The sequence below is a fragment of the Brevibacterium sp. AGC70 genome (genome assembly GCF_057334195.1).
The window spans coordinates 320,752-333,231 of record NZ_JBHFIH010000018.1 but is presented as its reverse complement, the minus strand read 5'-3'; the positions used below and the strand labels follow the sequence as shown (position 1 = coordinate 333,231).

The window sequence follows — 12,480 nt, the reverse complement described above, 5'->3', positions numbered from 1 at the left end:
TTCTCGGCGTAGTCGATGGCGAAATCGAGGACGTCGGCGAGCTCCCAAGAGCCGTGGTGCTCGAGCAGATTGAGCCAGGAGTCGACGGCTCCGGGCACCGCAGAGGCGAGTGCCCCGGCGCCGGGGACCATGTCGAGTCCCTCATTGCGGTAGTGCTCAATGGTTGCAGCTGCCGGTGCCGGCCCCTGCCCCATCATGATCTGCGGGTTTGCCGGGTCCTCGGCGGTGGCGAAGACTCCTGTCATGTCACCGCCGGGACCGTTGAGGTGGGGTTCGACCACGTGGAGGAGAAAGGCTCCGGCCACGGCCGCATCGAAGGCGTTGCCGCCGCGTTCGAGCACAGCCTGTGAAGCAGCAGTGGCCAGCCAGTGGGTGGAGGCGGCCATTCCGAAGTGGCCCTCCAGAGTGGGCCGAGTGGTGAAAGCCGGCGGTGGGGTGAATGACATATCAGTGTCCCTTCTTCGAATTGGGGTCGAGGGCGTCGCGCAGGGCGTCCCCGAAGAGGTTGAAGGCCAAGCAGATGACCAGGATCGCCAGCCCGGGGAACAGCGCGGTCGACGGTGCACGGAAGATGTACTGCTGTGCGTCGGAGAGCATGATGCCCAGGCTGGGTGAGGGCGGCTGGATACCCAGGCCGAGGAAGGAGAGGATCGATTCTCCGATCACTGCGGTGGGAATGATGACGGTGGCCTGCACGATGATCGCCGAAGCGATGTTCGGCAGGATATGCATGCCCAGAATACGTGTCTTCGACGCGTCAGTGGCGATCGCGGCCTTGACGAAATCGGCCGATTTCAGCCGCATCGTCTCACCTCTGACCACTCGGATCATCGTGGGTACCTGGGAGATGCCCAATGCGATCGCGGCATTGGCCAGGCTGGGCCCGGAAATAGCTGCCAGCCCGACGGCGATGATGAGGAACGGAAATGCCAGGGTGACATCTGTCAGTCGGGAGATGACCGCGTCGAGGCCCCGGAAGTATCCTGCCAAGAGGCCCAGAGGCGTGCCGACGATGACGGCCAGGGCAACTGCCAGGAGCCCCACCTGGAGCGAGGCGCGAACACCGAACGCGAGCCTGGAGAGAACGTCTCTGCCGAGGTCGTCCGTGCCGAGGACGAAGCCGATCGTGCCCGGCACTTGAAATGGAGCTTGGAAGTTCGTCTGGGCGAATCCATAGGGGGCGATAAGCGGTGCGAAGAGTCCGACGAGCACCACAATGGCGACCATGACGGATCCGATGAGCCCCATCGGGTTGGACAGGATGGAGCGCAGCAGCCACCAGGCCCGGTTGTTCGAGGCGTGGAATTCGGGATCGAGTCCCTGCGTGTTCTTGTCGGTGTTCGTGACGATTGGGGTGGTCATGAGGCGTCCTCGCTGACTCGGATCTGTGGGTTGATGACCGAATAGAGGATGTCGACGGCCAAGTTGATGAGAATGTAGGAGGCCGTGATCACGAGGACAACCGCCTGGATGACCGGATAGTCGCGGGAGAAGACCGCGTCGAGGGTGAGTTTGCCGATTCCCGGCAGGGCGAAGATCCTCTCCGTGACCACTGCACCCGAGATCAGGCCACCCAGCTGCAGACCGATGATCGTGACGAGGACGATGAGCGAGTTTCGCAGTCCGTATCGAAAGAGGACCCTCGGTCGGGACAGTCCCTTGGCTCGTGCCATGCGCACATAGTCGGTGCCCATGCTCTCGATCATCGAGGCCCTGGTCTGCCTGGTGATGACCGCGGCCAGGCTGGTGCCCAGGATCACGGCCGGCAGGGTGAGGTAGTAGATGCCGCGGATCGGGTCGGAGAGGACGTCGACGTACCCCGAGGCAGGGAACCAACCGAGAGTGACGGCCAATACCATGATCGCGAGGAGTCCGAGCCAGAAGTTCGGAACCGAAAGGCCGAGGAGAGCGAGGAAGTTGCTGCCCAACTCCGGCCACTTTCCGCGGAAGCGTTCTGCGACCATGCCCAGGGTGATGCCGACGATGACGGCGACCACGATCGCGTACAGCGACAGCCATAGGGTCACTGGCAAGGTGGTCGCAATCATCTCTGTCACGGCCAAGCCTGTCCGCGTGGATTCGCCGAGGTCGCCGGTGATGATGTCGCCCAAGAACTTGACGAACTGGACGAGCAGAGGCTGGTCGAGCCCGAGGTCGGCGCGGATCGAGTCGAGTCGTTCAGGGGTCGCCTCTTCACCGGCCATGGCCAGAGCCGGGTCGCCGGGAAGCATGCGCACACCGAAGAAGATGACGATGCCTGAGAGCACGAAGGTGATGATGGCATGGAAGATCTTGGTGAGCACGAATCGAGTCATCGCTGCGCGTCCTTCTTCAGAAATCCGGCTTCGGAGAGATGGACGACGCCGTCGGAGAACACATCGATGCCGGACACATCATCGGTGTAGGCCGTGAGGTTCTTCTGTCGGTAGAGATAGATGATCGAGTTGAGTTCGCCGGTCCGCTGTGAGGCTTCGCCGTAGAGCTTCTTGCGCTCATCCATGTCTGTGGCTTCACTGGCTCGGGTGAGCAGGTTGCTGAGTCTGTCGTCGTCGACTCCTGTGACGTTGTTGCCGGCGCCTGGGTAGTGGAAGGTGTAGAGGTTTCCGTGCGGATCGACGCGTCCGGACCAGCCCAGTTGGAGGAGCTCGTAGTCGCCACGGTCCTGGGCATCGAGCAGGGCCGTGTATTCCATCGGCTGGACCGTGATGTCGAAGCCTGCTTCCTTGGTTGAGGCCTGAACGGCCTGAGCAAAGCGAAGTGTGTCCTGAGTGTTCGAAACCTTCATATTCACCTTGAGCGGAAGTTCGACTCCGGCATCCTCCAGAAGCTTCTTCGCGCCAGCTGGATCGTAGTCGACGCACTCGTCGCTCGCCTTGGTTGCGAAGGGGCTGTCCGGAGAGATGCCAGAGCAAGCCGGTGAGAACCACCCGTTGAATACGGTGTTGACCAATGCCTTGCGATCGAAGGCCATCGATAGTGCCTTGCGCACCTTCGGGTCCTGGCCCAGTGGCGTCTCGAAGTTCTCCGGATTGTCGCCGAAGCCCATGTTCACGGTCAGTCCTTGGTATCCCAGAGAGTTCGACTGCAGGAGTCCGATTCCGGATTCCTCTTTGAGAGCGTCGACGTCCTGCGGGGAGATCGTGTCCGCGACCTGCACATCGCCGGAGCGGATGTTCGCGGCACGAATGTTTGCATCCGACATGATCTGATAGGTGATCGAGTCGAGGTGAACCTTGTCGGCGTCGTAGTAGTTGGGATCCTTGACGACCTTGATCGATGTCTGCGCGATGCGCTTCTCAAACTTGAACGGCCCTACGCACACCGGGTGGTCACCGAAGTCCTCACCCGCCTCGTCCAGGGCCGTCGGCGACATGATCATCCCGGCACGATCAGCCAGGGCCGCGGTGAAGGGCGCGAAGGGCTGGTCGAAGGTGACCTCGAGGGTGTGATCGTCAATGGCGGTCACATCGTTGATCGGGCCGAGTTCTGCGGAGCGGGATGATTCTTCGAGGTTGAGCCCGCGTTCGATGGTCGTCTTGACCGCCTCGGCGTCGAAGTCGGTGCCGTCGGCGAATCGCACACCGTCCTTGACCGGGATGCGCACGGTCTTTCCGTCTTTGGAGACATCCGGCAGCGAGGTTGCGAGCATGGGTGTGATCTCACCGTTCGCATCGATGTCGTAGAGCTTCTGGCACATCGTCTGCATGACATATCGGGTGTAGAGAGAGGAGGATGTCGTCGGGTCGAGGCGATCCGGTTCCGAGGACAGCGCCATGACGAGATCTCCGCCTTCTTCGAAGGCTCCGGCGTCGGCGTCGACCGACTTCACGTCGGGTCGCTCGGGTGGTTCGCCGAGCGGTTGGACCGGCGTGCACCCGGCCAGCAGGACGACGCTGGCAAGCACCGCCGTTATCCGTTTCTTCACGCGCACTCCTGTATGAGTATCCATCTCAGAGACTGGGCGGATAGTCAGCCCGACCCTCTTGTTTGCATACAATCTAATCGTTGATTAACGTTTTGTATACAAATACTGTGAAGTTCCCGAATTCTGGGATCACGGGCAGCCCGGAGGCTGCTCGTCGTATTGGAATCACTCGAGTTCTGAGACCAACAGGCTTCGCAGGCGAGCTCGCTGAAAGGGACGCAATGACACGTCGACTCGACTTGGCCATGCTGCTCGTACTGACATTCTCAACTGGAATGGTCGATGCGATCGGCTACCTGGGCTTCGACAAGGTCTTCACCGGAAACATGACGGGCAACGTCGTCATCCTCGGCATGGGCTTGGCCGGAGCTGAGGACACTCCGGTCCTGCGCCCCGCCTTAGCCCTCGTGTTCTTCATGGTGGGGGCGGCCCTGGGCGGGCGCATCCTCGGCCGAATCGGCGAGGACTGGCACGTGCGCACCACGATCATCTACGCCGGAGTCGCCGTCGGCTGCGCGGGTCTGGCCGTCTATGTCGCGCTCATGCCCGACCCTGAGGTGGGGCTGGCCGGAACCATCTTCACCTCGGCGCTCTCGGCCCTGATGGGCGCACAGGCCGCTGCGGCACGGAGGATGAAGATCGCCGACGTCACCACCGTGGTCGTCACCTCGACGATCGTCGGTCTGGCATCTGATTCGCGGCTGGCCGGCGGCGACAGCGTCCGTTGGATCCGCCGAGCTCTGGCTGTCCTCCTCATCCTCATCGGCGCTATCGCCGGTGCCGCGACGCTGATGATCAATCAGTGGATCGGCATCGCCTTCGTCGCAGCAGCGATCGCCGTCGTGACCGTCATCGGTCACCGTGGCTCGAAGAAGCGGGCCCTCGCCGCGGCTGCGGCGTCCCCCGCACACGCCTGATCAATCAGGTCGACTGAGGACCGGAAGCGCCGACTGCGGAGACGGCCGCAGCCGGAAGACGTCGGCGAAAAACGGGGTGCACGTCGAGACACGCAAGTGCGCATAAGGGTTTCGACGTGCACCCCGTTTTTCGACGAACTGCGTTTCCCAGCCCCGTGGGGATCAGCGCACGCCGAGCTTCTTCCAGACCACGAGGATCGCAGCCACACTGAGCGCACCGGCCAGGAGCACCCAGTAGGCGGGTGCCTTGGCATCTCCTGTGACGCCGATCAGCCACGCGGCAACGAGTGGTGTCAGCCCGCCGAAGACAGCTACTCCGACGTTGTAGCCCAATGAGAGTCCGGTACCGCGGACTTCGGTCGGGAAGATATCGCCCATCACGCTGGCCAGCGGACCGTAGTAGGCAGCCTTGAGCAGTGAGAAGATGGCGATCGCCACGATGAGCACGGTCAGTGCATTTGCGGCGACGACCCAGGTGAAGAGCACCCACGTCAGCACCATCACAGCCACGGCTGCCGGGATCATGATCGTCAGCCGCCCGATCTTGTCGCTGAAGTAGCCGGCAATCGGGGTGGCGAGGAGCAGAACGATTCCGGAGACCAGCGTGGCCCAGAATCCGGCGGAGCTCGTCATCCCCAGGTTGTCCATGGCGTAGGTGGGAACGTAGGTGATGAAGTAGTTGAGGCAGGTCGATACTGCGATGGCGCCGATGGCCAGGACCACGGCGAGCTTGTGATGGCGCAGGATTCCGCCGATCGCAGCGGACTTCTCCGGCACCTCGGCCGCGGCTGCGGTGAATTCCGGTGATTCGGGAACGTGACGGCGAATGTAGAGGCCCACGGGCCCGACCAGCAATCCCACGATGAAGGGCAATCGGAACCCCCAGGTCTCGAGCTGCTCCTGACTCAGACTGGTAGTCAGGGACACCCCGATGACGGAGGCCAACACGGTCGACATCGCCTGTGAGGTGAACTGCCAGCTGGCCGCGAAGCCCTTGCGATTGGGCAGATGTTCGACCATGAGTGAGGTCGCTGACCCGAACTCTCCTCCTGCCGCGAAACCCTGGATGAGTCGGGCGAGCAGGATGAGCAGCGGTGCTGCCAGGCCGATGACGTGGGCCGGAGGCATGATGACGATCAGCAGGGTGCCGAAGAACATCAACCAGATCGTCAGCGTCAGGGCCGGTTTGCGACCCTTGCGGTCGGCGTAGCTGCCGAGCACGATCGCCCCGACTGGTCGAATGAAGAAGGACAGGGCGAAGGTGCCCAGTGCCAGCATGATCGAGACCGAGTGGCTCTCGGAGGGGAAGAAGGCGACGGAGATGTAGACCGAGAAGTAGGCATAGATGGAGATGTCATACCATTCCAGTGCGTTCCCGATCGAGGCCGCAGCGATCACCTTCCACGGTCGCACGGGCTTGGTCGCCGAGGTGGTCTCGGCAGGTATCGTGTGCTCGCTCATTGTGCGGCTCCTGTGCTCGCTGGAGCGGAACTGGTGGTGTCGGCCTCGGTGGTGGCCGGTTCCTCGGTGTTTCCCGCTGAGGTCTCTTTCGAGGTGAACCAGTCGTCCGGGTTCGCTCGCATGTCCCAGAACATTCCGGTCATGATCTCGGCTCCCTGCTTCAGGATCGAGGTCAGGGCGTGCTCGTCGGGTGCGTGCTGATTGCAGCCCGGGTAGGAATGCGGCACCCACACGGTCGGCAGGCCCAGCACCTCGGCGAAGACGTCGTTGGGGATGGTTCCACCCAGGTTCGGTTCGATCGCGGCCTCGAGCCCGGTCGTCTGCCGGATCGACTCTGCGGCGGCCGCGACAACGCGAGCATTCGGGTCCAGCCGGGTGGCCGGCATGCAATGCTCGAAGACGACATCGACCCCGTGGATCCCTTCGCCTTCCAGATGGGCCCGCACCTTGCCCTCGAAGTCGTCGACGTCGGTGCCGCCGACGTATCGCAGCTGCATGTGCGCCTCTGCCGCACCCGGGATCGCGTTGACCACCTGGTCCGGATCCCCGGCCTTGAGGGCGAGGACCTCGACGACATTGAAGGCGAAGACCTTCTCCGCCGAGGTGAGCCCGGGCTCTCCCCAGTCGGGATCGGTCTCGGGTGATCCCTCTTCGACCACCTCGGGCAGCTTCGCAACGGCTTCGAACACCGAGGCGGGTGGGTCTTCGGGACGCAGCGCCGCGATCCGGATGACCCCGTTGCCGTCGACGAGGGAATTGATGGCGGCGGCGAGGACGGTGGCGGAGTTGCGCAGCTTCCCGCCCCAGTTGCCCGAGTGGTGGTCGCCATCGCGGTCGTGGACGACGAGTCTGAAATTCAGCGCCCCGCGGGAGCCGAGGAACAGCGTCGGATATTCGGCAGCGATCCGCGGGCCGTCGGAGGCGAGGAAGAGGTCGGCGTCGAGATCGTCCCGGTGGGCTGCGGCGAAGGCCTTGAGCCCACGCGACCCTGCTTCCTCGGCGGTCTCCATAAGTATCTTCACGTTATAGCCCAGACCGTCGCAGCCAGGGTCTGTGTCTGCGCTGCCACCCGAATCCCCGCCGGTGTCGAGTGACCCGAGAACGGTCCGCAGAGCCAAGGAATTCACGGTGTGCTGCCCCTTGTTGTCGGCGCTGCCTCGCCCGTAGAGGCGGTCGCCATCGCGGGAGAGCACCCAGGGATCGAGACCATCGGCCCATTGCGAGTCGTGGGCGAACTGCACATCGCCGTGGCCGTAGAGGAGGACCGTGGGTAGGCCGGGATCTTCGATTCGCGAGGCGATGAGCAGCGGATGCTCATCGGACTCGGGGTTGTCATGGATCGTCGACTCGAAGCCCAGTGCTGTCAGTTCCGGGACGATCTCCTCGGCGAGATAGGCCTGGGCGGCTGCGCCGTTGCCGGGTGCCTGACTTTCGGTGCGGCGGGCGACTCGGGCGGCCAGCAGATCGAAGAAGGCCTCGCTGCTCACGAACTCCCCGGCGCTTCGGGTCAGGGACGCACGGTCCGCGGTGCACGCCTCGGATGGTGTTGGCTGGTTCGATGCCGCATCGGCGCGGTCGGTGCTGTGATCTGAGGTCATGAATGCAGACTGACGGAGTCCGGACCGGATAGGAAGACAGATCTGTCCGGAAGCAGGTGCGAATCATGCACGGACGTTGTGCATGTTATGCACCACCATGCCTAAAATGTTGGGATGACCGACCTGCGCAGCCTCAATACCCTACTGGCACTGGTCGAATACGGCTCGATTCACCTTGCCGCGCGAGCACTGTTCGTCTCACATTCGACAGCCAGCCGTCAGATCAAAACACTCGAAGACCATTACGGCACGACGCTCTTCGAACGTTCGGCGTCAGGGGTCGTTCCCACCGGGCCGGGTCTGGCAGTCGCCGACTTCGCACGGCGGATGGTGGCCGAATCCGAGCTGCTCACCGATTCGTTCGGCACCTATTCCCAAGCAGTGGAGACCATCAGGATCGTCACGAGCACTGGATTGGGCCAGACCGTCGTCGCCGATGCCATCAACCGGGTCATGACCACCACCGATCAGGTGCAGGTCTCGGTCATCGATCGCACGTCACTCGAGGCGCTCCAGGTGCTCAAGAACCGAGAAGCAGATCTGTGCGTAAACTTCTCCGTCTCCGACCAGAACCTGGACTCGATTGCAGGGGTCAGGCAGATCGATCAGATCCAGGCTCGTAACTTTGCGGTTCTCGACAGGAAGCACCCGCTTGCCCGACGGCCAAGTCTCCGGATCGGTGATCTCGTCGACTATCCGATCGCCACGTTGACTGCTGGCAACACGGCCCGGATGAGGATCGAACAGGCCGTGCGTGCTCAGGGGCAGGTGTTCTCACCAACGATCGAAGCCACCTGTCCTGTGCTCACTATGAGAGCCGTGTCGGGAACGACGATGGTCGCGATGATGGCGGAGCGCACGATCCCGGATAACCTCGCCGAGGCGGGGTGCACTGCCGTGGAACTCGACGACCCCGGCCTCGAAGCGCGTTTCATTCAGATCCTCGCCGCCGATCCGCAGCGGGAGTCGGACGGTCTCGACCTGATGATTCAGGCTCTGCGCAGACAGCTGACCCCGAAGTAGATCAGCACACGAAGAGCTGCGGCGCCAGGCAACCGATGGGAGCATCGCGAGCATCGCACCCCCATCTGCGGTCCACATCATGGATCCGACTTCTGGCGTTGCCCTGCAACAGCCGATAATCGAAGCATGGGCAATGAAGCGCAGACACACGATCTCGACCGGATGAAGATGCGCGGGCGGATCATGCGCCGTTCCGCATCATTCAACGTCGCTCACGCCGTCGACGACCTGGGACCGGGCACTGGAGCCCAGAGCATCCAGCGCGCCCTGTCCCTGCTGGGGCTCGTCGGCATCATCAGCAGCGAGAACCCCAACGGCGCGCCTCTCAGCGAGATCGTGGCCATCAGCGGTCGCCCCAAGGCCAGCGTGCATCGCATGCTCAACGCCCTCATCGCCATGGGATACGTCGAACGATGCGAGGACGGCGGCTACCGTCTCGGCGTGCAGTCCCAGATCATGGGACAGCTGGCCCAGAAGTCCGCCGACCCCGCGATTGAAGAATCCGAGTCGAGCCTGCTCAGGCTCGCCGAGCTCACTCAGGATACTGCCTTCCTCACGATGCGCACCGGCAGCTACTCGATCTGTGCCCGCCGCGAGGACGGCTTCGGCCCGATCTTCAACAACGCCCTGGCCGTGGGCGATCGCCACCCCTTGGGCATCGGCGCAGGAAGTCTTGCCATCATGACCCAATTCTCCGACGCCGAGGTGGACGCCTCCTTCGAGGCCAACTCAAGAATATTTGCCGACCGCTACCCCGAAGTCTCTGTTCCCAGGCTCAAGGAGATCATCCGCCGGGGCCGTCACGACGGGTTCGTCCACAACCCAGGGCTCTTCGCCCAGGGATCGTGGGCGATCGGCGTGCCGGTCAGGGTCAAGGGCAGGAAGCCGCGCGCGGCCCTGTCGATCGCCAGCATCGAGGAGCGCATGACCGGGGCTCGTGTATTCGAACTCGCCGAGCTTCTCCAGCACGAAGCTCGCCAGATAGCCGTGGCTGTGAGCAGCGTGGAGGACCAGACATGACCGACGACACTGCGCAGGCACACGACACCACCAGCGCACACGAGTCTCCCGGCTACCGCCTCGGCGAGCCCGGTGACGTCGTCATCCATGCAGGGCCACGGCAGAGTCCGAGAATCGTCTCAGTGCCGACCCGCCATAGCGAGCATCTCATCGATCTCGCCGCCGGCGATGATCTCTTCGACTCCGTGACCGGCCTCCTGGAATCACTCGACGTCTCCGGGCTCATGGTGGAGTTCGCTGACGGTGAGTTCGGTCGTATCGACTACGTCTATCCGGCCTATGGCCCCGATGCCGAGCACCCAATGTCCTTCACCTCCGAGTTCCACCACGATGGGCCAGCGGAGTTGCGGCATGCCTCGGCGACGGTGGGTAAGAAGGACGGTGTTCCGTTCACCCATATCCACGCTTCCTGGTTGACCGGGGAGGGCCTGGTCAAGGGCGGTCATCTGCTGCCCGGCACACTCGTCGGGCCGAAAGGTATGCGCCTGCGTGTCTTTGCCCTCGCCGATGCGCAGCAGTTCAGCGAAGCCGATCCGGAGACCGGGTTCTTCGCGTTCGCACCGACGGCGACGGACTCGCCCAGCTCGGAGTCGGTTCCCAGCAGCGCGGTCATCTCCCGTGTCCGTCCCGGGGAGCTCATCGATGACGCGATCGTGGCCATCTGCCGTGCCCCCGGCTTCGACACCGCCGAGGTGCGGGCCAGTCTCGGCAGCACCACCGGCACCGTGTTCACCGATAGTTCCGCCCCATGGCCGGCCGTGGAGTTCACTCACCTGACGGGTTCAGTCAGTGGCGCCCTGGGTGACAACCCGCAGGTGAGCCTCGAGGGCGAAGTCGTCGATGTCGCCGGCGAGGTTCACACAGGACAGTTGGCCCTCGGGGCGAACCCTGTGGCCGTGACCTTCGAGCTCCTCGTGCTGTCGAGGTGAAGGGCAAGCCTCACACATTCCGCAGGCACACTCGTTCTGCGGTCAGCTTCTGGGTGCGTCGATGACCTGCCCATAGACCCCGAAATGAGGTTCACCAGCGTCGTTTCTGGGTCGGTAGGCGGCAAGGGACTTCAGCAACCGCGAGCCGCGCGCGCCGGTGACGGGATGCAGATCCATGACCGCGCAGCGTGGGATCGGCCCTCCGACCCGAATGCGAATCTCGCCGAAGGTCATCTCGCGGCCGTTCCACGTCTCCTCAATATAGGGGACGTCCGTCTCGACGAGCAGTGTCGCCCTGAATCGAGCTGCTTCGGCAAGGAGATCAGGATGCCCGAGTCTCTCGCCGAGATCGCGGATGGAGGCTGTGGTCACGATCGTGATCGGCTCCCCGAAGACGACGTCTCCGCGTGGAACATGAGCCAGACGCACAGGCTTGCCCAGCCACGAGGACAGCAGAGCATCATGTGGACCCTGCATCAGTTCAGCTGCTACGGGTCTGCCCCAGTAATCGCAGGTCAGCACCTCACCCGAGGTCTTCGGTGCAGCGCAGACCGACCGACCGTCGGGCAGCGAGATCTCCAGCTGGGCACCGTGAAACGCCGCAGCGACCGCGACCAACGGCGGGTTCTGCACGGTCCGCAGGACCCGCCGTGTGTCGGTGTCGACGAGGCAGTAGCGCCGGTCCCCCACGGGCCCGTGCTCGTCGAACGAGGACTCGGTCTGCGACTGGTGCCGCGTCCCCTTGATCGGGGTGAACCCGATGGCGCAGACGTCGAGAACCTCGTCCGGGAGCGAGGCCGCTGACGGTGGTGAAGCTGATGAGCTCACGACATCACGGCCCCGCCGTCGATGCGCAGGATCTGGCCGGTCGTGAAGGCCGCGCCATCGCTGGCGAGGTAGGCGACCGCCTCGGCGATCTCAGCGGGTGTGCCCATGCGGTCCAGGGCCTGGTTCGAGGTGTCGTAGTCCTGTCCTGCGGTGAGTGCGGATTCCACGGGGCCCGGAGCCACCGAGTTGCAGCGGATTCCCTGCCGCCCGTACTCCTTGGCCACCCACTTCGTCAGCGCGATGATCCCGCCCTTGCTCGCCGCATACGCCGGACCCGAACGCGCCCCGGCCTCACCAGCGGAGACCGCACCGCCGTTGATGCCTGAGATCGAGGAGATGTTGATGATCGACCCCATACCGGCGTTGATCATGTGCGGGTGGACGGCGGCCTTGATGGAGTTGAACGTCCCGCCGAGGTTGGTGTCCAGGTCACGCTGCCACTGTTCGGCCGTGATCTCATCGATTCCGATCCTGGCCGCGGTGCCCGCGTTGTTGACGAGGATGTCTATCCCACCGAACGACTCGGCGAAGGATCCGACGGCAGCGGTGACCGCCTCGGCGTCGCGGACATCGAGTTCGTACCCGGTGAAGGTCTGTTCGGGAAACTGCTTCGACAGACTCTCGGCAGCCGCTTCGGCACCCTTGAGATCGACGATCCCGATCGAGGCCCCCCGTCTGGCCAGTGAGGTCGCGATGGCCAGGCCGATGCCCTGGGCGGCACCTGTGACCAGGGCCGATTTGTTCGTCAGCAGATAGGGTTCCATGGTTCTCCTTGAAGA

The 12,480-nt window shown here is 63.6% G+C and carries 12 protein-coding genes; 4 read left to right on the top strand and 8 right to left on the bottom strand.

What is annotated here, in order from left to right:
• From ACE03M_RS16860 to ACE03M_RS16845, 4 genes are all read right to left on the bottom strand, one after another.
• Positions 1-446, bottom strand: a 446-nt coding sequence (locus tag ACE03M_RS16860) for a gamma-glutamyltransferase (protein WP_485935191.1), incomplete at its 3' end; no start/stop codon positions are given.
• Between the two features lies 1 nt (position 447).
• On the bottom strand, positions 448-1,362 hold the full coding sequence (locus tag ACE03M_RS16855) for an ABC transporter permease (RefSeq protein WP_143924398.1): 915 nt from the start codon (positions 1,360-1,362) through the stop codon (positions 448-450).
• Positions 1,359-2,315 (bottom strand): ABC transporter permease, encoded by a 957-nt coding sequence (locus ACE03M_RS16850; protein WP_485935189.1) that lies wholly within the window; start codon positions 2,313-2,315, stop codon positions 1,359-1,361. Before ACE03M_RS16850 ends, ACE03M_RS16855 begins: the two co-directional genes overlap by 4 nt.
• Entirely contained in the window at positions 2,312-3,925 is a 1,614-nt protein-coding gene (locus ACE03M_RS16845) for an ABC transporter substrate-binding protein (RefSeq protein ID WP_485935187.1), read from the bottom strand. The genes ACE03M_RS16850 and ACE03M_RS16845 overlap by 4 nt, the downstream gene beginning before the upstream one ends.
• Before the next feature lie 221 nt (positions 3,926-4,146).
• Here ACE03M_RS16845 and ACE03M_RS16840 point away from each other — a divergent pair, with 221 nt between their 5' ends.
• Positions 4,147-4,842: a YoaK family protein gene (locus ACE03M_RS16840; protein ID WP_485935185.1), complete on the top strand. Its 696-nt coding sequence runs from the start codon at positions 4,147-4,149 to the stop codon at positions 4,840-4,842.
• 162 nt (positions 4,843-5,004) lie between these two features.
• Here the strand turns inward: ACE03M_RS16840 and ACE03M_RS16835 are convergent, their stop codons facing one another.
• On the bottom strand, positions 5,005-6,303 hold the full coding sequence (locus ACE03M_RS16835; RefSeq protein WP_485935183.1) for an MFS transporter: 1,299 nt from the start codon (positions 6,301-6,303) through the stop codon (positions 5,005-5,007).
• A complete protein-coding gene (locus ACE03M_RS16830) occupies positions 6,300-7,901 on the bottom strand; it encodes a M20/M25/M40 family metallo-hydrolase (RefSeq protein WP_485935181.1) in 1,602 nt (533 codons plus the stop codon). The genes ACE03M_RS16835 and ACE03M_RS16830 overlap by 4 nt, the downstream gene beginning before the upstream one ends.
• A gap of 114 nt (positions 7,902-8,015) precedes the next feature.
• On the opposite strand from ACE03M_RS16830, the gene ACE03M_RS16825 reads away from it, so the two are divergent.
• The 3 genes from ACE03M_RS16825 (at position 8,016) to ACE03M_RS16815 (ending at position 10,873) form a co-directional block, all read left to right on the top strand.
• Positions 8,016-8,924, top strand: a complete 909-nt coding sequence (locus tag ACE03M_RS16825) for a LysR family transcriptional regulator (RefSeq protein WP_485935180.1) — start codon at positions 8,016-8,018, stop codon at positions 8,922-8,924.
• Between the two features lie 126 nt (positions 8,925-9,050).
• A complete protein-coding gene (locus tag ACE03M_RS16820; RefSeq protein WP_143924392.1) occupies positions 9,051-9,944 on the top strand; it encodes an IclR family transcriptional regulator in 894 nt (297 codons plus the stop codon).
• Complete coding sequence (locus ACE03M_RS16815; protein ID WP_485935179.1) at positions 9,941-10,873, top strand: PCC domain-containing protein; 933 nt, start codon at positions 9,941-9,943, stop codon at positions 10,871-10,873. Before ACE03M_RS16820 ends, ACE03M_RS16815 begins: the two co-directional genes overlap by 4 nt.
• Positions 10,874-10,915: 42 nt before the next feature.
• Here the strand turns inward: ACE03M_RS16815 and ACE03M_RS16810 are convergent, their stop codons facing one another.
• The gene (locus tag ACE03M_RS16810) at positions 10,916-11,701 is read right to left on the bottom strand and encodes an MOSC domain-containing protein (protein ID WP_485935178.1); all 786 of its coding nucleotides are present in this window, start codon (positions 11,699-11,701) and stop codon (positions 10,916-10,918) included.
• Positions 11,698-12,465 (bottom strand): SDR family NAD(P)-dependent oxidoreductase, encoded by a 768-nt coding sequence (locus ACE03M_RS16805; RefSeq protein WP_485935177.1) that lies wholly within the window; start codon positions 12,463-12,465, stop codon positions 11,698-11,700. Before ACE03M_RS16805 ends, ACE03M_RS16810 begins: the two co-directional genes overlap by 4 nt.
• Between the last annotated feature and the right edge of the window lie 15 nt (positions 12,466-12,480).